This is a genomic window from Hydrogenovibrio thermophilus (assembly GCF_004028275.1).
GTDB lineage: Bacteria > Pseudomonadota > Gammaproteobacteria > Thiomicrospirales > Thiomicrospiraceae > Hydrogenovibrio > Hydrogenovibrio thermophilus.
Genome location: NZ_CP035033.1, coordinates 1186572 through 1209071, shown reverse-complemented (window position 1 = coordinate 1209071; position 22500 = coordinate 1186572). Strand labels below are relative to the sequence as shown.

At 50.6% G+C, this 22500-nt stretch carries 26 protein-coding genes and 1 riboswitch; of the genes, 7 read left to right on the top strand and 19 right to left on the bottom strand.

What is annotated here, in order from left to right; genetic code table 11:
• Positions 1-25: 25 nt before the first annotated feature.
• From EPV75_RS05620 to EPV75_RS05535, 18 genes are all read right to left on the bottom strand, one after another.
• The gene (locus EPV75_RS05620) at positions 26-2281 is read right to left on the bottom strand and encodes a hybrid sensor histidine kinase/response regulator (RefSeq protein ID WP_128384740.1); all 2256 of its coding nucleotides are present in this window, start codon (positions 2279-2281) and stop codon (positions 26-28) included.
• Positions 2282-2374: 93 nt separating this feature from the next.
• Positions 2375-3748: a DNA repair protein RadA gene (radA, locus tag EPV75_RS05615; RefSeq protein ID WP_128384739.1), complete on the bottom strand. Its 1374-nt coding sequence runs from the start codon at positions 3746-3748 to the stop codon at positions 2375-2377.
• Between the two features lie 54 nt (positions 3749-3802).
• Entirely contained in the window at positions 3803-4462 is a 660-nt protein-coding gene (locus EPV75_RS05610) for a cytochrome c1 (protein ID WP_128384738.1), read from the bottom strand.
• 1 nt (position 4463) lies between these two features.
• Positions 4464-5696 (bottom strand): cytochrome b, encoded by a 1233-nt coding sequence (locus EPV75_RS05605; RefSeq protein WP_029937849.1) that lies wholly within the window; start codon positions 5694-5696, stop codon positions 4464-4466.
• Positions 5696-6307 (bottom strand): ubiquinol-cytochrome c reductase iron-sulfur subunit, encoded by a 612-nt coding sequence (gene petA, locus EPV75_RS05600; protein WP_029937848.1) that lies wholly within the window; start codon positions 6305-6307, stop codon positions 5696-5698. Before petA ends, EPV75_RS05605 begins: the two co-directional genes overlap by 1 nt.
• Before the next feature lie 251 nt (positions 6308-6558).
• Positions 6559-7302, bottom strand: a complete 744-nt coding sequence (locus EPV75_RS05595; RefSeq protein WP_128384737.1) for a Nif3-like dinuclear metal center hexameric protein — start codon at positions 7300-7302, stop codon at positions 6559-6561.
• An 87-nt stretch (positions 7303-7389) separates the two neighbouring features.
• A complete protein-coding gene (gene hisD / locus EPV75_RS05590; RefSeq protein ID WP_192894045.1) occupies positions 7390-8691 on the bottom strand; it encodes a histidinol dehydrogenase in 1302 nt (433 codons plus the stop codon).
• Positions 8692-8748: 57 nt separating this feature from the next.
• Entirely contained in the window at positions 8749-9378 is a 630-nt protein-coding gene (hisG, locus tag EPV75_RS05585) for an ATP phosphoribosyltransferase (RefSeq protein ID WP_029937845.1), read from the bottom strand.
• 42 nt (positions 9379-9420) lie between these two features.
• Positions 9421-10677, bottom strand: a complete 1257-nt coding sequence (gene murA, locus EPV75_RS05580; protein ID WP_127119845.1) for a UDP-N-acetylglucosamine 1-carboxyvinyltransferase — start codon at positions 10675-10677, stop codon at positions 9421-9423.
• A 7-nt stretch (positions 10678-10684) separates the two neighbouring features.
• Entirely contained in the window at positions 10685-10906 is a 222-nt protein-coding gene (locus EPV75_RS05575) for a BolA family protein (protein WP_029937843.1), read from the bottom strand.
• An 80-nt stretch (positions 10907-10986) separates the two neighbouring features.
• A complete protein-coding gene (locus EPV75_RS05570) occupies positions 10987-11748 on the bottom strand; it encodes an ABC transporter permease (protein ID WP_068650223.1) in 762 nt (253 codons plus the stop codon).
• A 6-nt stretch (positions 11749-11754) separates the two neighbouring features.
• A complete protein-coding gene (locus EPV75_RS05565) occupies positions 11755-12681 on the bottom strand; it encodes an ABC transporter ATP-binding protein (protein ID WP_128384736.1) in 927 nt (308 codons plus the stop codon).
• A 71-nt stretch (positions 12682-12752) separates the two neighbouring features.
• Positions 12753-13049 (bottom strand): STAS domain-containing protein, encoded by a 297-nt coding sequence (locus EPV75_RS05560; RefSeq protein ID WP_164730753.1) that lies wholly within the window; start codon positions 13047-13049, stop codon positions 12753-12755.
• 9 nt (positions 13050-13058) lie between these two features.
• Entirely contained in the window at positions 13059-13703 is a 645-nt protein-coding gene (locus EPV75_RS05555) for an MlaC/ttg2D family ABC transporter substrate-binding protein (protein ID WP_128384735.1), read from the bottom strand.
• On the bottom strand, positions 13703-14179 hold the full coding sequence (gene mlaD / locus EPV75_RS05550; protein WP_029937838.1) for an outer membrane lipid asymmetry maintenance protein MlaD: 477 nt from the start codon (positions 14177-14179) through the stop codon (positions 13703-13705). The genes EPV75_RS05555 and mlaD overlap by 1 nt, the downstream gene beginning before the upstream one ends.
• A gap of 37 nt (positions 14180-14216) precedes the next feature.
• Entirely contained in the window at positions 14217-15002 is a 786-nt protein-coding gene (gene mlaE / locus EPV75_RS05545; protein ID WP_029937837.1) for a lipid asymmetry maintenance ABC transporter permease subunit MlaE, read from the bottom strand.
• Positions 14999-15793, bottom strand: a complete 795-nt coding sequence (locus EPV75_RS05540; protein WP_029937836.1) for an ATP-binding cassette domain-containing protein — start codon at positions 15791-15793, stop codon at positions 14999-15001. The genes mlaE and EPV75_RS05540 overlap by 4 nt, the downstream gene beginning before the upstream one ends.
• 115 nt (positions 15794-15908) lie before the next feature.
• Complete coding sequence (locus EPV75_RS05535) at positions 15909-16514, bottom strand: hypothetical protein (protein ID WP_128384734.1); 606 nt, start codon at positions 16512-16514, stop codon at positions 15909-15911.
• Between the two features lie 96 nt (positions 16515-16610).
• Here EPV75_RS05535 and EPV75_RS05530 point away from each other — a divergent pair, with 96 nt between their 5' ends.
• The 7 genes from EPV75_RS05530 (at position 16611) to mgtE (ending at position 22174) form a co-directional block, all read left to right on the top strand.
• Entirely contained in the window at positions 16611-17600 is a 990-nt protein-coding gene (locus EPV75_RS05530; RefSeq protein WP_128384733.1) for a calcium/sodium antiporter, read from the top strand.
• A gap of 27 nt (positions 17601-17627) precedes the next feature.
• Positions 17628-18170, top strand: a complete 543-nt coding sequence (locus EPV75_RS05525) for a KdsC family phosphatase (RefSeq protein WP_128385643.1) — start codon at positions 17628-17630, stop codon at positions 18168-18170.
• Between the two features lie 81 nt (positions 18171-18251).
• Positions 18252-18857 (top strand): LPS export ABC transporter periplasmic protein LptC, encoded by a 606-nt coding sequence (gene lptC, locus EPV75_RS05520; RefSeq protein WP_128384732.1) that lies wholly within the window; start codon positions 18252-18254, stop codon positions 18855-18857.
• A 17-nt stretch (positions 18858-18874) separates the two neighbouring features.
• The gene (lptA, locus tag EPV75_RS05515; RefSeq protein ID WP_127119851.1) at positions 18875-19417 is read left to right on the top strand and encodes a lipopolysaccharide transport periplasmic protein LptA; all 543 of its coding nucleotides are present in this window, start codon (positions 18875-18877) and stop codon (positions 19415-19417) included.
• A complete protein-coding gene (gene lptB / locus EPV75_RS05510; RefSeq protein ID WP_128384731.1) occupies positions 19417-20139 on the top strand; it encodes an LPS export ABC transporter ATP-binding protein in 723 nt (240 codons plus the stop codon). The genes lptA and lptB overlap by 1 nt, the downstream gene beginning before the upstream one ends.
• Positions 20140-20288: 149 nt before the next feature.
• Positions 20289-20624: a ribosome hibernation-promoting factor, HPF/YfiA family gene (gene hpf, locus EPV75_RS05505; RefSeq protein WP_029937829.1), complete on the top strand. Its 336-nt coding sequence runs from the start codon at positions 20289-20291 to the stop codon at positions 20622-20624.
• 188 nt (positions 20625-20812) lie between these two features.
• Positions 20813-22174 carry a magnesium transporter gene (mgtE, locus tag EPV75_RS05500; RefSeq protein ID WP_128384730.1) on the top strand — a complete coding sequence of 454 codons (1362 nt, stop codon included), beginning with the start codon at positions 20813-20815 and terminating at the stop codon, positions 22172-22174.
• On the opposite strand, the gene EPV75_RS12235 is transcribed toward mgtE, so the two are convergent.
• Positions 22171-22317: a hypothetical protein gene (locus EPV75_RS12235; protein WP_164730700.1), complete on the bottom strand. Its 147-nt coding sequence runs from the start codon at positions 22315-22317 to the stop codon at positions 22171-22173. The two genes, mgtE and EPV75_RS12235, sit on opposite strands and share 4 nt — an antisense overlap.
• Positions 22318-22406: 89 nt before the next feature.
• Positions 22407-22490, bottom strand: a riboswitch (cyclic di-GMP riboswitch).
• Positions 22491-22500 lie beyond the last annotated feature (10 nt).

The following is a 22500-nucleotide window of genomic DNA, read 5'->3' as shown; positions in this document are numbered from 1 at the left end:
CGAAAACGCCCAGGCCTGGGCGTTTTTACTCAAACCCCGGCAATCGCTGATTGGCCGTACCCCAAACATTCAATAACCGCTTCAACTGCGATACATCTATCGGTTTGGTCAGGTAATCATTCATACCGGCGTCCAAAACCTTTTCACGATCTCCGCTGAGCGCATTGGCGGTCAAGGCGATGATCGGCACACTCGCCCGGCTGGACGGTAATTCCCGAATATGCTGAGTGGCTGTCAGCCCGTCCATTTCCGGCATCTGCATATCCATCAGTACCACATCAAAGGGTGACTCGGCCATTTCCACGGACTGAACCGCTTCCAGCCCGTTACCGACCACCAACACCTGATGCCCGAGTTTGGACAAAATGGCTTTCACCAATAACTGATTCGGCAAATTGTCTTCCGCCACCAGAATATTCAACGGTGCCGTTTCCACTTCCGGTGACACCTCCACCGGTTTTTCCGGCGCTTTGGCCGGTACCAGAGGCAATTCGAACCAGAAGGTGCTGCCTTGGCCATATTCACTGTCAATGCCGATGTCACCGCCCATCATGTCCACCAGCTTTTTACAGATGGACAAGCCCAACCCGGTGCCGCCGAATTGACGCGTGGTGGACGCATCGGCTTGCGTAAATGCGGAAAACAATTTATCGATTTGCTCAGGACGAATGCCAATACCGGAATCCGTCACCTCAAAGCGCACACGTTTGTTCTCGGTCGGCCGAACCCGAATCGATATTTCCCCTTCCGAGGTGAATTTCAACGCATTGCCGACCAGGTTCAAAAGGATCTGTCGTACGCGTGCCGCATCACCGAGGTAAAACGCCGACAAGCCATCCGAATAGTGTTCTGAAAGCTTGAGACCCTTTTTATCCGCCAACAGACGATTCATATCCAGAATGCTGCCGACCAACGTCGACAAGTCAAACGCCGCCGATTCCAGCTCCACCTTATTGGCTTCCAGCTTGTTGAAATCAAGAATATCGTTAATCAACTGCAACAGGTGCTCACCGGAGTGGCGAATCATATCGACATAATGCTTTTGTTCGTCTTCCAGCACCATATCCTGCAACAGTTGCGCGGTCCCGATCACCGAGTTCAACGGTGTACGGATTTCATGACTCATCACCGATAAAAACTCGGACTTGGTTTGTACCGCTTCTTCCGCGGCAATTTTCGCATCACGCTGTAAGTCTTCCGCCAATTTACGCTCGGTAATGTCGAGCGAGAAACCGAGTAGCCAGTTTTTAACCGAATCGTCTTCGTAAATGGTAATCGGACCTTTCCCCTGCATTAACCAACGGCATTCACCGTTCGGCAATTGCACCGGTTCTTCGGTGACCATCAAGCGTCTGGATTCGACCACCTGCTGATCTTGCAAGGCCGATTGTCTGGCCTGCTCAATCGGGAAAATTTCATAATCGGTTTTACCGATGGCCATGGCGCGATCGATGCCGGTATCTTTTTCGGTTTGCTCGCTGAAAAAGCGGAAACAGCCTTTGTCATCTTTTACGTAAATGCTAATCGGCAAGCTGTCGATGATTTGTTCGACCAGTTGCTCACGTTGCTTCACCATGTCTTCGACAAATTTTCGTTCGGAAATATTGACCAGATTGCCGACAAAACGCACCGCTTCATCGTCTTCGGTATCTTTGATTGCCTTACCACAACTTTGCAACCAGATGTAAATGCCCATCGCTGTTTTGAAACGAAACTCCACTTCAAACGGCCAAGCGGTTTCCAGATGCATTTCCAGCGCTTCGTCCACCGCCTCGATATCATCCGGGTGGATGCGTTTAAAGAAATCGGATTTGGTTCGCCCCAAATCGGATACGGTGACGCCACAGATTTCATGGACATTACGACTGTATTTGACCGTTTCGTCGGTCAAGTTAAAATCGAACACGCCATTATGGGAAGCTTCCAGAACGGTTTCATAGAAATCGAAAATACCGTCGTCTTCGGAATGGTGTTCGGAAAAATCGGGAAAAAACTGTACCAGCAAACGACCTTGGTACGGTGTCACAATGAAACGTAACGACTGGATATTGCCGGGGATTTTATGCAGAAAACTGCTGGGAATGCGCTTTTTGTCGGCTTCCAACAGCGATAAGCGCAAGGAGATGTCCTGCGAGATGTCGTAATCGCCCCAGATGGCTAGGGCAGCGTCATTTTGCGACTCAATCCACCATTCCGCTTCGCCGCGAGACTGCACCACGGCCGAAGCGAGTTCAACGTCTCCAAGGTGAATGGCGTCCAGCCCGGTGGATTCATGTGTCATAGCCTGATATCACCTGCCGTGATTGGGAAGATATAGGGCTATTCTACATGAAATCCCCTGCAATAGAACGGGGTAAAACTCCGTAGACGTGGCCTAAGTTTGCGCCAACGCCTGCTGAAGCGTCGAGACGCCGATGACTTCCATACCGGGCACACCGCCTTTCGGAATATTGGCATTCGGCACAATGGCTTTTTTAAAACCGTGCTTGGCGGCTTCGAGAATGCGTTCCTGCCCACTGGAAACCGGCCGAATTTCGCCGGACAGCCCCACCTCACCAAACACGATTAAATCCTGAGGCAATACTTTGTTTTTTAAGCTGGAGACAATCGCACACAATACGGCCAGGTCCGCGCTGGTCTCACTGACCTTCACGCCGCCAACCACATTGACGTAAACATCCTGATCCCCGGCCTGCACCCCGGCATGGCGGTGCAACACGGCCAGCAACATCGAGAGACGATTGTACTCCAGGCCGACCGTTACCCGTTTCGGCGCGCCGTAGGGAGATTCGTCCACCAAGGCTTGAATTTCCACCAACAACGGCCGAGAACCTTCCCAAAGCACCATCACCGCCGAACCGGGCGACGGTTCTTCCGCGCGAGACAAAAAAATCGCCGACGGGTTTTTGATTTGCTTCATGCCCTTATCGGTCATGGCGAACACGCCCAATTCATTGACGGCGCCAAAACGGTTTTTGATGGCGCGTAACGTTCGAAAGCGGCTATCGGACTGCCCTTCCAAAAACAGCACCGTATCGACGATGTGTTCCAAGACTCGAGGCCCGGCCACTTCACCGGACTTGGTTACATGCCCGACCAAGAAAACCATGATCTGATTTTGTTTGGCGAAACGCGTCAGGTACGCGGCCGATTCGCGCACTTGTGACACGCCACCCGCCGCACTGCTGACATCGCCCAACTGCATGGTTTGAATCGAATCGACCACCATCACTTTAGGCTGTTCGGTTTGCGCCGCCATGGTAATGGCTTCCACATCGGTTTCCGTCAGCAAGCGCAGTTTATCTTCCGGCAGACTCATGCGTTTGGCGCGCATGGCCACCTGCTGCAAAGATTCTTCACCGGTGACATAGAGCACTTTTTGGCTCTGGCTTAATTGACAGCAAACCTGCAGCAGCAAGGACGACTTGCCGACGCCCGGGTCGCCACCAATTAACACCACCGATCCCGGTACAATACCGCCACCCAGCACTCGGTCCAGCTCGGACAGGCTGGAATCAATACGAGGGACTTCCGACAACTCGACTTCATTGACCGACATCACGGTTTGTTCGGATGCGCCGGCATAACCGACGGTTTGCGCCCGTCCGGAGGCTTTGGTTTTGGAGGCGGAGACCTTGAACTCCTTCAAGGAATTCCATTCACCACAGGCCGTACATTGTCCTTGCCATTGCGCGTAATCCGCACCACACTCGGTGCAGACATACGCCAGTTTCACTTTTTTAGCCATTTCAGACATTACCTAAACAAAAAAGCCCGCAAAGCGGGCTTTCGAAAACAGCGATCAATGCTTGATGTCTCGCCAGTATTCTTTTTTCAATAAATAGGTCAACAGAATCAGGACCAATAGGAAGAGAATGACCTTCCAACCCAAATCGTGACGTTGCAGTTTAGCCGGCTCACCCGCATACTCCAAAAAGTTGGTGATATCGCGCGTGGCCTGCTTAAACTCTTCGGCCGACATGTGACGCTGCATACCTTCCAAGACATGCGGCATGACCGTGCCGTGCAACAGGCGGTTATCCCATTCACCGGTTTTCTCGTCCAACTCATAACCTCGCATGAAACTGTAGATGTAATCGGAGCCTTTCAAACGCGCCATCAGCGACAAATCCGGAACTTTGGTACCAAGCACTTCTTCATCAACGCCCGGCAACATACGTGTGGTGACATTGTCCACCGATCGGTTCTGACCGTAAGTCATCGCTTCGACCACTTCTTCATCGGTCCAACCGAAATCACGGGCGATACGGTTATAACGCAGGTATTTCACCGAGTGGCATGCCATGCAGTAGTTTGAGAACAATACCGCACCGCGTTTCAGCGAGTCCTTGTCTTCCAGGCTGTTATCGGCCTTTTCCAAATCCAATGCCGGACCGCCGGCGGCGAAACCGGCCAGCGGGAAAAGCATGCATAAAATGAAAATTGAACTGATTTTTCTCATGTTAACTGACCCTCTCCGGAATTGGCTTGGTTTTCTCACTCACCGATGTGAATGGCAAGATAATGAAGAACAGGAAATAGGTCGCGGTGAAAACGCGCGCCAATTTCGTCAGTTCCGGTGTCGCCGGCTGCGTTCCGAGCCAGCCAAGTACTAAGAAGCTCACAACAAACATGGTCAGCAATACTTTAAAAGACGCCCCGCGATAACGGATGGACTTCACTTTACAACGGTCCAGCCACGGCATGGCGAAGAGCACTGCAATCGCCGCGCCCATGGCGATAACGCCCAGCAGTTTATCCGGCACCGCTCTCAAAACCGCATAGTATGGCGTGAAATACCAGACAGGGGCAATGTGCTCCGGTGTCTTCAACGGGTTCGCCGGTTCAAAGTTCGGTGGTTCGATGAAGTAGCCGCCGCCTTCCGGGAAATAAAACACCACAATGGCGAACAGCAACATGAAGACGGACGCGCCGAACAAATCCTTAACCGTATAGTAAGGATGAAACGGAATGCCGTCGATCGGCAAACCTTTTTCGTTTTTATACTTTTTGATTTCCACGCCGTCCGGGTTGTTGGACCCGACCTTATGCAGCGCCACAATGTGCATGAACACCAGAATCACCAACACCAACGGCAAGGCAATGACGTGCAATGCGAAGAAGCGGTTCAAAGTGGCATCGGAGATGACGAAATCACCCCGCACCCATACCGCTAAATCCGGTCCCACAACGGGTATAGCTCCAAATAGGGAAATGATGACCTGTGCGCCCCAGTAAGACATTTGTCCCCAAGGCAACAAATACCCCATAAAGGCTTCCGCCATCAACACCAGGAAGATCAACATCCCCAGTATCCACACCAGCTCGCGCGGGTTCTTATAGGAGCCATAGAGCAGCCCCCGCATCATATGGAAGTAAATCACAATGAAGAAGGCCGACGCCCCAGTGGAATGCATGTAACGAATCAGCCAGCCCCACTCAACATCGCGCATAATGTATTCAACGGAATTGAACGCTTCCGCCGCACTCGGCTTGAAGCTCATCGTCAGCCAGATACCGGTGACGAATTGGTTGACCAGCACCAACAGCGCCAGTGAACCGAAGAAATACCAGAAGTTGAAATTCTTAGGCGCGTAATACTCGGCCACATGCTCGTTCCATGTGCTGACAAGCGGATAACGCGCATCCAACCAGGCCAGTAGAGAGTTTTGAGGTTTCTTGTGTTCTGTTTGCATCAAACCACTCCTTCTTCAGGGTTTTCACCCACTCTAATGACCGAATCGGAAACATAACGATAAGGTGGAATTTCCAGGTTGGTCGGCGCCGGAACGCCTTGGAAAACACGGCCCGCCAAATCAAAACTGGAACCGTGACACGGACAGAAGAAGCCGCCTTTCCAACCCTTCGCCATATCCGGTGAATCGACCGCCGGGCGATACATCGGCGCACACCCCAAGTGGGTACAGACACCGACGACGACCAAGTATTCCTCATTCAAGGCTCGGACTTCGTTTTTACAATATTCCGGTTGCACCGAGTTATCGGAGTTCGGATCACGCAACTCATTGTCCAATGTCGGCAGAATGCTCAACATTTCTGTCGTCCGTCTGACGACCCAAACCGGTTTACCACGCCAGGAAACCGTCAACATTTGCCCAGGTGACAACAAACTCAAATCTGCATCCACAGGAGCCCCGGCGGCCTTGGCTTTTTCGCTCGGCTGCCAGGAGCTCACGAAAGGAACCGCTACAAAGGTAGCGCCTGCCGCCCCTAAAACACCCGTCGCAGCCGTTAATACTTTACGACGCGTCAGGTTTTTGTTCTCAGTCTGCTCTTTTGACGACATAGAGACTTCCTCTTTTGTCCATTTTCTTAATCGTTATACGTTGATCGTATTTTTAAATTTTCTCGCGGCAAAGCCCATGGCAAGCCCGAATAAACCTTAAAAATAATCAAAGCGGCTGGCTATTTTACCAAAGCAAAATTAATCCTTACATCAATATCTATTTATGACCATTAAAAATATTTTTATAAATAAAACTAATCACAGACATAAAAAAAATTGTTCATAAACCGACCATTCAAGTCGGTTTTTACTCAAACCGGGTTAGGAATATCCACAAAAATTACTTCCAAATCAAATTCTTGCGCTAACTTTTCACCCAGCGCCTTGACCCCAACACGCTCGGTAGCATGATGCCCGGCCGCTAAGTAATGCACCCCACTTTCAAGCGCTTGATGCGTGGTTTGTTCCGATACTTCGCCACTGATAAACACATCCGCCTGCCAGTCAATGGCTTGCTGGATATAGCCTTGCGCCCCGCCGCTGCACCAGGCCACCGTTTCAACCGCTTCCGGACCGCCCAGTAAATGTAACGGCGTGCGATCCAGAGTGGTTTCCATCGTCTGGATAAACTCGCTGATCGGCTTCGGAGAGGCCAAACGCCCCAGTCGAACCAAGCTTTTTGCATCCGGCGTGATGTCCTCCAGTTCCCACAGTTGGCCGAGCATCGCATTATTCCCGACAACCGGGTGCGCATCCAATGGCAGGTGATAGCCCAATAGATTGATGTCATTCATCAGCAAACTGCGGATACGCTTTTGTTTCATGCCCGTTAGGGTCACCGGTTCATTTTTCCAGAAATAGCCGTGATGCACTAAAATTGCATCCGCTTCCTGTTCAATGGCGGCATCGATCAACGCCTGACACGCCGTGACACCGGTGACGATTTTAGCGATTTCCGTTTTACCGGACACTTGCAATCCGTTCGGCGCATAATCTTTAAAATCCGCGACTTGCAGATAGGTATCCAAATATTCGGTCAGTTCGTGAATGTGCATTGCTTCTCCCCTGCAACCCAGCGGTTGCGTATATTGCGGACAAAAAAAATGACCAGGCCTGGTCATTTTTTATGAATCGAACACGAATCAGTCTTTCACACGATAACGTGCCGAAGCGGCGTGCGCTTGCAACCCTTCGCCATCGGCTAGGACGCCGGCCACTTGACCCAACACATTGGCACCTTCCGCGGAACACATAATCAAGCTGGAACGCTTCTGGAAGTCGTAAACGCCCAATGGCGACGAGAAACGCGCGGTACGCGACGTCGGCAGCACATGGTTCGGCCCGGCACAGTAATCGCCTAACGCCTCGGCCGTGTAACGGCCCATGAAAATCGCACCGGCGTGGCGAATTTTTGGCAACAAAGCCTGCGGGTCTTCAATCGACAACTCCAAATGCTCCGGTGCGATGTAATTGATCATCTCCACGGCTTGATCTTCGTCGTCCACCACAATGATGGCACCACGGTCGGTAATGGCTTTGGTAATGATTTCTTCACGCGGTAAGGTTTTCACTAGACGGTTCATGCTTTCATAGACCTTCTCGGCAAATTCCGCATCCTGCGTCACCAAAATTGATTGTGCGTCTTCATCATGCTCCGCTTGTGAGAACAAGTCCATCGCAATCCAGTCCGGGTTGGTTTGACCGTCGCAGTACACCAAAATTTCCGAGGGCCCGGCAATCATATCAATGCCGACGGTACCGAACACTTCACGCTTGGCCGTCGCCACGAAAATATTCCCCGGCCCGACAATTTTATCCACAGGCGGAACGGTTTCGGTGCCATACGCCAAGGCCGCCACCGCTTGGGCGCCGCCCAATTTGAATACGCGATCCACGCCGCAGATTTCCGCAGCCGCCAGCACCATGTCATTGACGTCTCCATCCGGCGTCGGCACAACCATAATCAGCTCCGGCACACCGGCCACTTTCGCCGGGATGGCATTCATGATTACAGAAGACGGGTACGCGGCCTTGCCGCCCGGCACATAGAGGCCGACCTTATCCAATGCCGTGACTTGCTGCCCCAGCAAGGTGCCGTCGTCTTCGGTATAAGACCAGGATTTACCCACTTGTTTCTCATGGTAGTCACGCACGCGTTTGGCAGACAATTCCAAACCGTCACGCTGATCGGCTGGAATGCGCTCCAGTGCCGCTTTCAACTCCGCTTTCGGAATTTCCAAATCCGCGCCGGCCGATAAGGCCAAACGGTCAAACTTTTCCGTGTATTCCAGCAGCGCCGCATCACCCTTTTCACGGACATTGCGCAAAACGTCCTTAACAATCTGATTCACCGAATCATTGGAAACCGTTTCCCAAGCCAACAAAGCTTCCAATTCGGCTTTAAACCCTTCATCGTTTGCAAATAGTTTTCGAACTTTCAACATTTTCATTTCCATCTTTTCAGGAAGCCGTTCATCCATCGGCTTCAAACCGTCAGGCGATTATTCAATCGCCGATTTAAATTTCTCAACAATATCGTTAATTTGATTGAATTTGGTTTTATAAGCATGCTCGTTCACAATCAAGCGCGAGCTGATATCGGCAATGTGCTCTTCCGGCACCAGACCATTTGCTTTCAGTGTATTACCGGTATCGACCAAATCGACAATCTTATCCGCCAAATCGATTAACGGCGCAATTTCCATGGAACCGTACAATTTAATCAAGTCCACCTGCTGGCCTTTTTCCGCGTAATAGGCTTTGGCCGATTGAATGTATTTGGTTGCGATTTTCAAACGATGCCCATGCGGTTTAGCTTCTTTCGGCCCCGCCACCATCAACTTGCACTTGGCAATCTGCAGGTCCAGCAATTCATTCAAATTGTCGGTCGGCGCTTCCATCAACACATCTTTACCGGCCACACCGATATCCGCCGCGCCATGTGCGACATAAGTCGGCGCATCGGTGGCACGGACAATCAGCAAGCGCACATTGTCGTGGTTGGTCGGAATAATCAGTTTACGGCTTTTGCTCGGATCTTCGGACGGCAAAATATTCGCCGCTTCCAGCAAAGGCAAGGTATCTTTGTAAATTCGCCCTTTCGAGAGCGCTATCGTTAATTGATCAGCCATTATTTCGTCTGTTGCCGTGGCAACGTCCTCTTCATTCGTTTATCAGTTCGCTCGGTAAATATGGGCACCGAGCTTATGGAATTTTTCTTCAATCAGTTCATAGCCCCGATCGATATGATAGATTCGGCTCACCACCGTTTCGCCGTGCGCAATCAAACCGGCGAGAATCAAACTGGCCGAGGCTCTCAAATCCGTCGCCATAACAGGCGCGCCCACTAAATGGTCGACACCCTGGGTGTAAGCGGTATTGCCTTCCACATGAATATCAGCCCCCATGCGTACCAGTTCCGATACATGCATGAAACGGTTTTCAAAGATGGTTTCTTCCACCTTCGCTTTGCCTTTAGCGATGCTGTTCATCACCACGAACTGCGCTTGCATATCGGTCGGGAACAACGGATACGGATCCGTAACAACGTTCACCGGCTTCAACTCGCGGCCACGCATATCCAGTGTAATGGTGTCTTCCGTCCATGAAACATCGGCGCCGGCTTCGGTGAATTTCTCGAGCACCGCGGTCAAATGCTCCGGCACCACATGCGTCACGGTGACACAACTTTTGGTCAAGGCCGCTGCCGCCAGATAGGTTCCGGCCTCAATCCGGTCGGGAATGACTTTATAAGAAACGCCCTGCAAGCGCTCCACGCCGTCAACCACCAGCGTATCGGTATCGATGCCACTGATTTTCGCTCCCATGGCGTTCAAGAAGTTCGCCAAGTCGGACACTTCCGGTTCACGGGCCGCATTGCGCAAAATGGTTTGACCTTCCGCCAATACCGCTGCCATCAACAGGTTTTCCGTCCCCGTTACCGTCACCGGTTCCATCGTGATGTCGGCGCCTTTCAAACGGTCGGCTTTGGCAATAATGTAGCCTTGCTCCACTTTAATGTCGGCACCCATTTTCTGCATGCCTTCAATGTGAATATTAACCGGACGCGAACCAATCGCACACCCACCCGGCAAAGACACTTTCGCTTCGCCAAAACGAGCCAGAAGCGGTCCCATGGCCAGAATCGAGGCCCGCATGGTCTTCACCAATTCATAAGGTGCTTCTTTGGTGGTGATATTGGACGCATCGATTTCAATGTTCAAATGCTCGTCGAACATCACTTCGACCCCCATCGTCGCCAACAACTGAATGGTAGTCGTCACGTCTTTCAGGTGCGGCACGTTCGACAGGGTCACCGGTGTTTCCGACAACAGGCAACCCATCAAAATGGGTAAGGCGGCGTTTTTCGCGCCGGAAATCTGTACTCTTCCAGAGAGTTGGCAAGGACCTTCTATGACTAATTTATCCATTCCTCACTCACTCTGGCAATTTGGTCTTAATCGACAGCGCGTGCAATTCACCCGTAGCGAATTCATCCTTGAAAATGTCGTTTACCATGCGATGACGCTGCAAAGGCGATTGACCTTCAAACGCGGCGCTGGACACTTCAACCGCAAAGTTACAATCTTCGCCACTCATAGTGACCTGCGCATCATCGAGTACCGCTTGGATTTTTTCACGGATTTTTTCTGGAGACATAACAAATTCTTCTTTCTACAACAGCTTGAATTCACGGCCCTTTTACACTCGGACTCAACCGAGCGGCAGACCTCTCAAAATTAATTGCGTATTTTAACGCCTTTGTACAATAAAATCAGATTAATCGTCGTAATCAGCACAAAGAACAACACCGTAATCGCCAAACTCAAGTAAACCGATACGTCGGATTGCTCAAAGAAACCGTAACGGAATCCATCCACCATATAAAAGAACGGATTGATGTGCGAAAACGCCTGCCAAAAATCCGGCAAGGCATGAATCGAATAAAACACCCCACTCAAGAAGGTCAAAGGGATGATAATGAAGTTTTGAAACGCCGCCAAATGGTCGTACTTGTCCGACAAAATCCCGGCTGTCATACCAACCCCTCCCATAATGGCGGCACTCAACACCGCAAACAGCAAAATCCAGCCCGGCGACTGCCAGGCGATGTCAAACCCGACAATGCCCACCACCAACACACCGATGCCCACGGCCAAACCACGCACAATCGAAGCCCCGACAAACGCCAGATAAAACTCGAACGGCGAAATCGGACTGAGCATCACAAACGTCAAGTTGCCGTGCATTTTCGACTGAATCAAGCTTGATGAGGTGTTGGAAAACGCATTCTGCAGAATCGTCATCATCACCAGACCGGGAATCAGAAATTGACTGTAACTCAACCCGGAAAACACCTCGATTTGAGTGACAATCACCTGACCGAAAATCAGCAGATACAACAACGACGACACCACTGGCGCGAAAATGGTTTGCACCGCCACCGAATAAAAACGCCGGACTTCCTTTACAAAAAGCGCCCAACAACCTGTCCAATTCATTTCCACTTATTTCTCTCCCGTCAAATCCAAAAAGACCTCTTCCAGCGTCGCGTCGCGGCTGGTCAAATCTTTCACTGCCAAATGACTTTCCGACAAGGCACTCAACATCTGATTCAAAGGCTTTTCTTTTTCCAATTTGAACATCAAACCATTCGCATCCTGCTCGAGAAAACGTTCTTGCAAAAACGGCGTAAATTGCTGTTCATCGACTTTTTTCGACGACTCCAACACCACGCGCAGATAACGATAATTATGTCGAGACAACAACTCACCGGTGGTTTCCAATGCTTTCAATTCACCGCCTTTGACAATGGCGACTTCTTCACATAAGGCTTCGGCTTCTTCCAGATAATGCGTGGTCAGAATAATAGTATGCCCTTTTTGATGCAGTTCCTTAGTAAACTCCCATAAGGTCCGGCGTAAGTCGACATCCACACCCGCCGTCGGTTCATCCAGTACCAGTACTTGCGGTTTGTGCACCAGCGCCATCGCAATCAACACGCGACGTTTCATACCACCCGACAATTCATTGGTGATGGCATTCGCCTTGTCCGACAGCGCCAGACGATCCAGCAATTCGTCAACCCAAAAACGTTGCTCACGGCTTTTCAATCCGAAATAGCCGCTTTGAATGTCCAGCAATTCGCGAATCGTGAAAAACGGATCGGAAATCAGCTCTTGCGGTACCACGCCCAGAAAACGACGGGCTTGGCGATATTCTTTCTCCACATCATAACCATTCACCAGAATTCGACCGGCAGAAGGCTTGACCAAACCGGCCATACTGTTAATTAACGTCGATTTTCCGGCACCATTCGGGCCCAACAAACCGAAAAAACAACCAGGCCTGACATCAAACGAAACGCCTTTCAACGCTTGCAGTGAGCCATAATCCTTTTGAACGGCTTGAAATGAAACAGCGGCAGCTGACATAAAAATCCTTTTACATTAAATACTTAATAATTGATTGAATTACACGAAAGAAACTTTCTTGAAAAGCGAGTTCAGGCCAATTCAAGCAGGTCTTGTAATCCATACAGGTCGACCAGCACCCGAAGCTCATCCGGCAGGCCCACCACTTTAAGCGGTTTGGACAACCGCGATTGCAAATGCAGCAATAAGGCAAGACAAGTGGAGTCCGCCCCTTTCAAAGAATGACAATCCACCTCCGTAACCGGCGCGGATAGATTTTTCAACCCTTGGTCATAAACACGGGTCACCACTCCGGCATCGACCTGGCCCGACAAGCGAAGTACCTCGCCCTCCAGAACGGCCGCCGTGTCCTCGGATAAATTGACCACTAACAAGCCTCAGCCCTCGTCCAAGACATCTTGATTCGCATTGTTTTTCGCGTTCAAACCGGCGATGACTTCGTCAATACCTTTTTTCTGAAACTCGGATGCGAAAGACTTACGGTAATTCAACAACATACTGATCCCTTCAATGGACACATCGTACAGGAACCATTTTTGATCATTCTTATTCAAATAAGCACGGTAAACCACGGTGGACACATTACCGTCCGCCTGAGTCACTTCGGTCGATACCGAAGCCCGACCAGGACGGGTTTCCACCATTTTGGATACCACGATTTTCGTCACACGTAACTTCAAGATGCTCTTGGCATAGGAACGCAACAAGGTATTGGTAAAGGCTTCGGTAAAGGCTTTCTGCTGACTGGCAGAAGCCTGCTTCCAGTATTGTCCCATGACATAACGTGCCATTTTGGGTGTGTCCACATACGGCAACACATACTCGTTAGCAAAGGCTTTGACCTTCTGCGGATCCGTCTCCAGATCGGCACGTTGTTTATCGACCTCGGACACCACCGTTTCCGACAGTTCCTTCACCATTACTTCCGGATCTTTTTGGTTAATATCCACGGCATAAGCCGTCGATTCCAACGCCAGGGTCAGCAACATCACCGACACCATCAATTGTTTCAACAAACGCATCACTTCGCCTCCGAATCACTGTCCGCGAATTTGGTCAGGAATTGACCGATTAATTCTTCCAACACCAAAGCCGGTTGCACCAAATCAATTTGATCACCGTCTCTCAAATATTCTTCATCCGCTCCTGGTTCGAGGCCGATGTATTGATCTCCCAACAAACCGGAAGTCAAAATCGACGCCGAAGTATCCAGCGGCAACTGGTTGTAGTCTTGGTAAATATCCATCACCACACGTGCCTGGTAGGTGTTGCGGTCCACCGAAATGTTTCCGACACGCCCGACAACCACGCCACTGATTTTCACCGGAGACCGAACCTTCAAGCCACCGATATTGCTGAACAGCGCATTGACCTGATAGGTCGGACGATCCTGAAAGCCTTCGAAATTACTGACTTTCAAAGCGATTACCGCCAGTGAGATCAACGCAAACAATACGAATGCGCCCACCCAAATTTCGATCATTTTCCATCGTGACATAATCATGTACCTTAAACTCTCATGTTTGTTAAGCCGCTCAATTGAACATCATGGCGGTCAAGATAAAATCCAGTCCCAGCACGCCGAGCGAGGAATGCACCACCGTGCGCGTGGTGGCTCGGCTCACGCCTTCCGAGGTCGGCAAGGCATCATACCCTTGGAACAAGGCCACCACCGCCACCAAAACGGCAAAAGCAATCGATTTGATAATGCCGTTGATAACGTCTTCGCGCCAATCCACCTGCTGATTCATTTGCGTCCAGAAAGCCCCTTCATCAACGCCAAGCCAGCCGACCCCGACCATATAGCCGCCTAAAATCCCCATCGCGATGAACATCAGGGACAACATCGGCAACACTAGCAATGCGGCGGTAAAACGCGGTGCGAATACATATTTCAACGGATCGACCGCCATCATTTCCAGGGCCGACAATTGCTCGGTGGAACGCATCAAGCCGATTTCCGCTGTCAAGGCGGAACCCGCCCGCCCGGCGAATAGCAAGGCCGCGACCACCGGCCCCAGTTCACGCAATAATGACAAGGCCGTCATGGTACCGACCGCCTCTTCCGAATTGAAATCGACCAGGACGTTGTAGCCTTGCAGGCTCAGCACCATCCCCACGAACAAACCGGCGGTCAGAATAATCGGCAATGAAAGCACACCGGAGAAATACATTTGTTTGACCAGTAAATCCAAGCGGACAAACGCGGATGGAATCGCCGGCAACAGCGATAACAAAAAGAAAAAGCCACGGCCGAACGCGCCGAAGATGCGAATGAAGCTCTGCCCCGTGGCCGCGAGAAAATCAAAGACCGCGTTCATATCAAATCCTGCAAAAAGGGTTTGGCCGGATAATCAAACGGCACCGGGCCGTCCGGCAAGCCTTGCAAAAACTGCTGCACGTACTCCGATTCCGACGCTAGCAAAGCTTCCGGAGTACCTTCCGCCACAACGCGTCCTTCGGAAATCACGCATGCGAAATCCGCAATCGACAAGACTTCATTCACATCGTGCGACACCGCCACACTGGTCACACCCAAACTGTCGTTCAATTTGCGAATCAGTTCAATCAAGACCCCCATCGTAATCGGATCTTGACCAACAAAAGGCTCATCGTAAAAAATCATATCCGGATCCAGTGCAATGGCGCGAGCCAGAGCCACACGACGCGACATACCGCCGGACAATTCCGCGGCCATAAGATCTTGAGCACCGCGTAAACCGACCGCCTGCAACTTCATCAACACCAAGGGTCGGATGATTTCTTCCGGCAATTTAGTGTGTTCGCGAATCGGAAACGCCACATTGTCAAACACATTCAAGTCCGTCAACAGCGCGCCACTTTGGAACAGCATCCCCATCGTGCGTCGCAACTCATACAGCTTACTTCGGCGCAACTTATGTACATTTTGGCCGTTTACCAGAATGGTGCCCTTTTCGGGTTTTAATTGACCGGCAATCAACTTCAACAGAGTGGTCTTACCGGTACCACTGGGGCCCATAATCGCCGTCACTTTGCCGACTGGGATGTTCAACGAAAAATTTTCAAAAATCTTTCGCGACCCTCGTGAAAAGGTGACATTCTGGATTTCAATCAAGGTTTCCGAGGCCATAGACCGCTTCTGCACTCATGTAAATAAAAAATGGGAAAGCAGATATTAACAAACTTTCGTTTAAACCCAAAGACAATAACACCCTTTTCGGGCCGATACCGATTCAATATTCCACTCAAAACCCTAATAATTCACCGACCACTTTCAGGCTTTTCAACTGCGCGATATCCAGTTTTGGAGAACCGATTAAAAACAAAGCACCCTCGCGGCCCTCCGGCAAAGAGGCCATGAATTGCTTCAACATATCCGCTTGCTGCTTACCGTCTTCCGACAAGGTCGCCACATACCCCATAGGCTCGCCCCACAGAAACAGGCCGCCATACTGCCAGGACCAGCCTCCAACTGAATCCGGCAAGGCATTGTCTGAAACATGCGTAACACGGAAACCCTCCGCCGCCGCCGGCGCTTCGCCATGACACAGCAGGCCATACGCCTGATTTCCAAGATGTGCTTTCAGGTATCGCAAACGTTCGCCATTCACGGCATCCAGCGTTCCTTGCACCTCGAACACAAAATAAAAGGTTTCGTCTTCCAGTGCCTCAGCGAGGTCACCGATATCGTCGTTTGTCCAGCTTTGCCACTCCGATTCCGGCACTAGCACCGCCTGAAAAAACTGGCTATAATAATCCAATCGCCAATCTTCCGGCATATCCTCCGGATAAAAGCTCTCCAGCCAACCGGACTGATTCCAACCGTAAGCCCCGACCATCAAGTTCTCCACCGCGCACTCCATAAACTTTATTTATTTTAATTATAAAAAAACATATAATGGCGACTTTACATTGTTTGACAAAACGAAAAATAAAAAAGACACCCCATGATAAGCAGCCTTATTTTACCATTGATTGTCCTTGCAATTGGACTGGTCCTTCTGGTTTGGAGTTCGGATATTTTTATCGATGGCGCTGCAAGTACGGCGATACACATGAACATCTCGCCACTGATTATCGGGGTCGTCGTTTTGGGCTTCGGAACCTCCGCACCGGAAATTCTCGTCGCCATCCTCGCCTCGGTGGATAACAGCCCCAGCCTCGCCATCGGAAATGTCGTCGGATCCAATATCGCCAATATCGGCCTGGTCCTTGGCGTCACCGCGATGGTATCGCCGATTGTCATCAAATCCTCCCTATTGAAACGTGAATTCCCGATGCTGCTCGTCATCTCGTTGATCGGCATCCTGCTGATGCTCGACAAAGACCTCGACATCACCGATGGTTTCATCCTGCTGACCCTGCTGCTGATTGTCATGACCTGGATGATTCACGCCAACAAAAACATGGCACCAACCGACCCCCTAGCAAAGGAAACGGTCGACGAACTGGAAGATATGCCCAAGTTCAGCCGAGGTAAATCCTGGTTTTATCTGCTGGCAGGCCTGGTCGTTTTGATGATTAGCGCCAAGATGATGGTTTGGGGTGCCGTCGAAGTCGCGGTTTACTTTAAAGTCCCGGAAATGATCATCGGCTTGACCATCGTCGCCATCGGCACCAGCTTGCCGGAGTTGGCCGCTGCCATCACCGCCGCCCGCAAAGGCGAAGCCGACTTGATGATTGGTAACATTCTCGGTTCCAACCTTTTCAACCTGCTGGCGGTCATGTCCATGCCCGCTCTATTGGCACCGTCCGTCATCGAAAACACCACACTCTTGCTGGATTACCCGATCATGCTCGCCCTCACCCTGGCCATGCTGCTGGTGGCGCTGCCACGAAAAGGAAAAGCCGTCATCACCAAAGTCGAAGGGTTTATACTGTTAATGAGTTTTATCGCTTATATGGTATTCCTGTACGTTCGAACGATTAACGGTTAATTTCAAGGAAGATTGAGGAAGATTATGATGTCGTTTACCCCCGAGTTGATGCAAAAAGCCGAAACCGTCAAATTGCTGATTTTGGATGTGGACGGCGTCCTCTCCGACAATAAATTGATTTACGGTGACGACGGTATGGAATACAAGGCCTTCTTCACCCGCGACGGCCACGGTATGGTCATGCTGCAAAAAAGCGGTATCGATATCGGCATCATCACCGGGCGCAAATCTCCCTTGACCACCAAACGCATGCAGGATTTGAAAGTCAAACACGTCTACCAAGGCGTGCCGGACAAGCTCCCCACATTTTTGAAACTGGTGGAAGAGCTCGGGCTGGATTTTTCCGAAATCGCTTACGTCGGTGACGACATTCTCGATTTACCGATTCTCACCCGAGTCGGTTTGTCGGTGTGTCCGGCCGATGCGGATAAAGAAGTGCCGCCGCATGTGGATTACGTCTCGCAATTCAATGGCGGCCAAGGCTGTGTCCGCGAGGTGTGCGAATTGATTTTGAAATCTCAAGACTTGTGGCAAGCCCACATGGACTTTTATTTACGCAAAAAACTCTGATAGAATTCAAGACACCTCTAAGCCACAACGTTATAAGCGTTTGAGGCGCCAAATGACTGATTACGGTGAACGAATTCCAACATGCTGAAAAAACTCCCTTCCGTTCTGATTTTTCTCGCCGCCATCATCACGCTGGTCATCGCATTCAAACAAACCACCCAAAACGGTGACGCCTTGGATTCCAAAGTCGACCCCATACAGCTAAATCATAGCTGGCAGGCCTTTGACACCACCAGTTGGCAAGTGTCCAAACTCAAACCGACCGAATCCCAAACCCGGGTTTACGCCGAAGAAGTGTTTTACCAAAACCAAAATAAAACCAGCACCTTCAAGGCTCCTTACATCATCAAAGACGATTCGGAACAACAATACGTCCTGCAAAGCCAGTTTGGTTCTACCCGTAACGACGATAAAATCACCCTTAAGCAAGCGGTCGTCATTCACTCCTTCACCAAAACCGATCAAGGTGAAAATAGAATTCTGAAAACCGAACAAATTACATATAATACCGTCACCGGCCTATTGACAAGCCCAGTGTATACGGAAATTATTCAACCGAACGCCACCATCAGCGGCATCGGGTTTGAAGCCAACACCGAGACGGGGGATTATCAGTTTCTATCTCACGTCAAAACCCATTACCAACCGGCATCACCGGAAAAAAACGGGGCTCCCGAGTCGCCTTGAATCGGACAACACGAACTATGCAAAAACAGCCGACATTGCTTTCTTATTTTTTCGCCGCACTGCTGTGCCTACCGGCAGCCAACGTCTTGAGTGCCGATTCGCAACCCGAAAATGACGAATCCACCTTACCGGTTGAAGTCACCGCAGACAAACTGGTTTCTCAAGAACAGAAAGGCGAAAGTGTCTATACCGGCAACGTCATCATCACCCAAGGCACCACCGTCATCAAGGGCGACAAGGTCACCCTACACCACCCGGATCGCAAGCTCGCCAAGGCCATCGTCATCGGCCAACCCGCCACGTTCAAACGTTTTTTACCCGAAGAACAGAAATGGGTGAACGGACACGCCGATCAAATCACCTATGATACCGAACAGAAAACCGTTCTATTAGAAGGTGACGCCTATGTCAATCAGGAAGGGCAGAACAGCATTTCCGGCCCGAAAATCTATTATGACCTGACGAAAAAGACCCTTTCCGCCTACGGTGATCGTGACGAAAAACAGCGTGTCAAAGTCATTTTCCAACCGGAAGACGAAGCCCAGAAGGACGCGCCCTGATGGCCCATTTCTACGCACGCAATCTGGCGAAAAGCTACAAACGCCGCAAGGTCGTTTCCTCGGTGGACCTGGATGTTGAAAGCGGTCAGGTAGTCGGCCTGCTCGGCCCGAACGGTGCCGGCAAAACCACAACGTTTTACATGATGACAGGCCTGGTCAAAAACGATGCCGGCGACATCTATCTCGACGACAGGGAAATCAGTCAACTGTCCATCGACCAACGTGCCAAACTCGGCATCGGTTACCTTCCGCAAGAGGCATCCGTTTTCCGAAAGCTGACCGTAGAGCAAAACATTCTGGCCATCCTGGAAATGCGCTCGGAACTGAGTCTGGATGAAAAGCGCCAAAAATACGAATCCTTGATTGACGACCTGCAAATCGGCCACATCACCACACAGCTCGGCCAAGCGCTGTCGGGCGGCGAACGACGCCGAGTTGAAATTGCTCGTGCTTTGGCAATGGAGCCGAACTTCATTCTGCTGGACGAGCCGTTTGCCGGCGTCGACCCGATTTCCGTCAAAGACATCCAAGGGATTATCCTGCACCTGAAAATGAAAGGCATCGGCGTCCTGATTACCGACCACAATGTCCGCGAAACCCTCGGTGTCTGTGACAAGGCCTACATCTTGCACGCCGGCACCATTCTCGCCCAAGGCACCCCGCACGAAATCCTTGCCAACCCGGATGTCAAACGGGTTTACCTCGGCGAAAACTTCAAATAACGTCAGGATTCGACACTCGGTTTTTCACGAAAAGGCCGAATTCGTTTTATGACTCTATGCTATACTGAACTCGAAAAGAACGGGGTTGTAAGACACAGAAAAACCTCAACCAAACATCGCAGAAAAAACAACGACTAAGGAGCGATATCATGCAAATCAACATTACTGGTCACCATATCGAAATCACCGACTCTCTTCGTGATTACGTTTCTGAAAAAATGCAAAAACTGACTCGTCATTTTGACCATGTTACCAATGCGCATGTTATTTTAACGGTAGAAAAACAACAGCAAAAAGCCGAAGCGACAGTGCACGCATCCGGTAAGGACCTATTTGCGGAACACACTTGTGAAGACATGTATGCTTCCATCGACGCGTTGGTCGACAAATTGGATCGTCAAATCATCAAACACAAAGAAAAAATCGGCAGCCACCACCAAAAATCCGGTGGGGTCAAAAACATGACGACGGCTGAAGAAGCTTGATTCATTGATTCTTTCGCTTAAAGGGCTTTTTCAAGCCCTTTTTTATTGCCTGGCACCCTCGATTGTCATCCGCTTGTCATCCTACAAGCGCGCATCCCCGCTAAAATAAGCCCGAATCCGAAAATTAAACCTTTAAATGGTGCTGAATCCGGCTAAAATAGGCCTATCCACAGCTTCGAGAAGATTTTATGTCGCAAATACATCACAGCATAGACAAACTTCAACTCACCGAGCACCTTCACCAAGCCGTCAGCGAACAAAACAGCGAATACATCCAAGAGTTGTTGCACGGACTGGTTCCGGAAGAAATCGCTGAAATCCTCGAAGCCACCCCGCCAAAAGAACGTTACAGCCTTTGGGAACAACTACCCTCCGACGTTCAAGGGGAAGTCCTCGGCCACACCAACGACGAAGTCCGCGCCAGCCTACTCGGCCAACTGGACAAGCACGAAATCGTCGAACTGACCGAAGAGTTGGAAACGGATGACATTGCCGACATCATCCAATCCTTGCCGGAAGAAGACAAAGCCGGGCTGCTGGAAAAACTGCCCGAACAAGAACGGGTTGCGGTCCAGACCGCCCTCTCCTACCCGGAAAACACCGCCGGTGGCTTGATGAGCACCGACTTCATCGCGGTTCGTTCCGACGTTACGCTGGAAGTGGTGATTCGTCTGCTGCGAAAGGTCGGCTCACTGCCCAAAGACATGGTGGATTTGATTGTCCGTGACCGCGACGGGAAATACCAGGGCGCTCTCAAACTGAACGACCTTTTGACGCACGACGGCGAAACCCTGGTCAGTGAACTGGTCGACCCGAAGCGTTTTGCCATCAAGGCCCTCACGCCCGACAAAGAAGTGGCCAACATTTTCGAGAAAAACGATTTGATTTCCATTGCCGTGGTAGACGAACGCAACCATGTTCTGGGCCGCATCACCATCGATGATGTGGTCGACATCATCCGTGAAGAAGCCGAACGTACCCAAATGGCCAGCGCCGGTCTCGACGATGAAGAAGATTTGTTCGCCCCACCGCTTCGTTCCGCCAAGCGTCGTTCTTTCTGGCTAGGCATCAATTTGATTGCCGCCAGTTTAGCGGCCACGGTCATCAGCCTGTTTGAAGCCAGCATATCGGAAATCGTCGCTCTGGCGATTTTAATGCCGATGGTGGCCAGCATGGGCGGTGTGGCCGGCACCCAGACCGCAACCATCGTAATACGCGCTCTTGCCACCGGTAAGCTCGGTGCGAAAAACAGTCGTAAATTGATTGCAAAAGAAACGCTGGTCGGGGTATTGAATGGCTCACTCTGGTGTGTACTCACCGGAATAGCAGCATGGTTGTGGTTTCAAAATGGATTTTTGGGCGCGATTTTCGGCGCGGCGATGCTGATTAACTTAACGGCGGCGGCGTTGGCGGGCGCGGTGATTCCATTGATTTTGAATAAATTGAAAATCGATCCGGCATTGGCGACGGGCTTGATGTTGACCACCGTCACAGATTCGTTGGGGTTCTTTGTCTTTCTCGGGCTGGCAACGATTGTGCTCGCCGCTTAAAGCATATCCACCATCATCGACGGATCGATGGAATATAGATAAGAAGAAACCAAAATCATCAACAAGACGACGAACGTAATCATCTTGAAGTGCGATTTCTTCGGGTTCCGAAAAATATACTCTCTTCGTTTAAGCTTCATCATGCTCTCAACATCCTTCTCTGACCGGTTTCATCTAATAAACGTGTTTTTCGGGCCGAAAGTATGAGCTTGTCGTTGCTTATCTAAACTTTCTTTGCAACCCGGCGGTCTTGTCCTCAGAGACGAGATCCGTGGCTTTCCGTCCCTGCTTCACAACAGGTTTGGCCATCTTTTTATCCGTTAATT

Bases quoted from the DNA above. Each gene is read 5' to 3' on its own strand.
- mlaD (WP_029937838.1), bottom strand. From the start codon at position 14,179: ATGTCACGATGGAAAATGATCGAAATTTGGGTGGGCGCATTCGTATTG.
- EPV75_RS05555 (WP_128384735.1), bottom strand. From the start codon at position 13,703: ATGCGTTTGTTGAAACAATTGATGGTGTCGGTGATGTTGCTGACCCTG.
- EPV75_RS05605 (WP_029937849.1), bottom strand. From the start codon at position 5,696: ATGCAAACAGAACACAAGAAACCTCAAAACTCTCTACTGGCCTGGTTG.
- murA (WP_127119845.1), bottom strand. From the start codon at position 10,677: ATGGATAAATTAGTCATAGAAGGTCCTTGCCAACTCTCTGGAAGAGTA.
- petA (WP_029937848.1), bottom strand. From the start codon at position 6,307: ATGTCGTCAAAAGAGCAGACTGAGAACAAAAACCTGACGCGTCGTAAA.
- lptB (WP_128384731.1), top strand. From the start codon at position 19,417: ATGGCCCATTTCTACGCACGCAATCTGGCGAAAAGCTACAAACGCCGC.
- mgtE (WP_128384730.1), top strand. From the start codon at position 20,813: ATGTCGCAAATACATCACAGCATAGACAAACTTCAACTCACCGAGCAC.
- EPV75_RS05575 (WP_029937843.1), bottom strand. From the start codon at position 10,906: ATGTCTCCAGAAAAAATCCGTGAAAAAATCCAAGCGGTACTCGATGAT.
- EPV75_RS05525 (WP_128385643.1), top strand. From the start codon at position 17,628: ATGTCGTTTACCCCCGAGTTGATGCAAAAAGCCGAAACCGTCAAATTG.
- lptA (WP_127119851.1), top strand. From the start codon at position 18,875: ATGCAAAAACAGCCGACATTGCTTTCTTATTTTTTCGCCGCACTGCTG.
- mlaE (WP_029937837.1), bottom strand. From the start codon at position 15,002: ATGAACGCGGTCTTTGATTTTCTCGCGGCCACGGGGCAGAGCTTCATT.
- EPV75_RS12235 (WP_164730700.1), bottom strand. From the start codon at position 22,317: ATGATGAAGCTTAAACGAAGAGAGTATATTTTTCGGAACCCGAAGAAA.
- EPV75_RS05620 (WP_128384740.1), bottom strand. From the start codon at position 2,281: ATGACACATGAATCCACCGGGCTGGACGCCATTCACCTTGGAGACGTT.
- EPV75_RS05540 (WP_029937836.1), bottom strand. From the start codon at position 15,793: ATGGCCTCGGAAACCTTGATTGAAATCCAGAATGTCACCTTTTCACGA.
- EPV75_RS05610 (WP_128384738.1), bottom strand. From the start codon at position 4,462: ATGAGAAAAATCAGTTCAATTTTCATTTTATGCATGCTTTTCCCGCTG.
- lptC (WP_128384732.1), top strand. From the start codon at position 18,252: ATGCTGAAAAAACTCCCTTCCGTTCTGATTTTTCTCGCCGCCATCATC.
- EPV75_RS05530 (WP_128384733.1), top strand. From the start codon at position 16,611: ATGATAAGCAGCCTTATTTTACCATTGATTGTCCTTGCAATTGGACTG.
- EPV75_RS05565 (WP_128384736.1), bottom strand. From the start codon at position 12,681: ATGTCAGCTGCCGCTGTTTCATTTCAAGCCGTTCAAAAGGATTATGGC.
- radA (WP_128384739.1), bottom strand. From the start codon at position 3,748: ATGGCTAAAAAAGTGAAACTGGCGTATGTCTGCACCGAGTGTGGTGCG.
- hisG (WP_029937845.1), bottom strand. From the start codon at position 9,378: ATGGCTGATCAATTAACGATAGCGCTCTCGAAAGGGCGAATTTACAAA.
- hpf (WP_029937829.1), top strand. From the start codon at position 20,289: ATGCAAATCAACATTACTGGTCACCATATCGAAATCACCGACTCTCTT.
- hisD (WP_192894045.1), bottom strand. From the start codon at position 8,691: ATGTTGAAAGTTCGAAAACTATTTGCAAACGATGAAGGGTTTAAAGCC.
- EPV75_RS05570 (WP_068650223.1), bottom strand. From the start codon at position 11,748: ATGAATTGGACAGGTTGTTGGGCGCTTTTTGTAAAGGAAGTCCGGCGT.
- EPV75_RS05595 (WP_128384737.1), bottom strand. From the start codon at position 7,302: ATGCACATTCACGAACTGACCGAATATTTGGATACCTATCTGCAAGTC.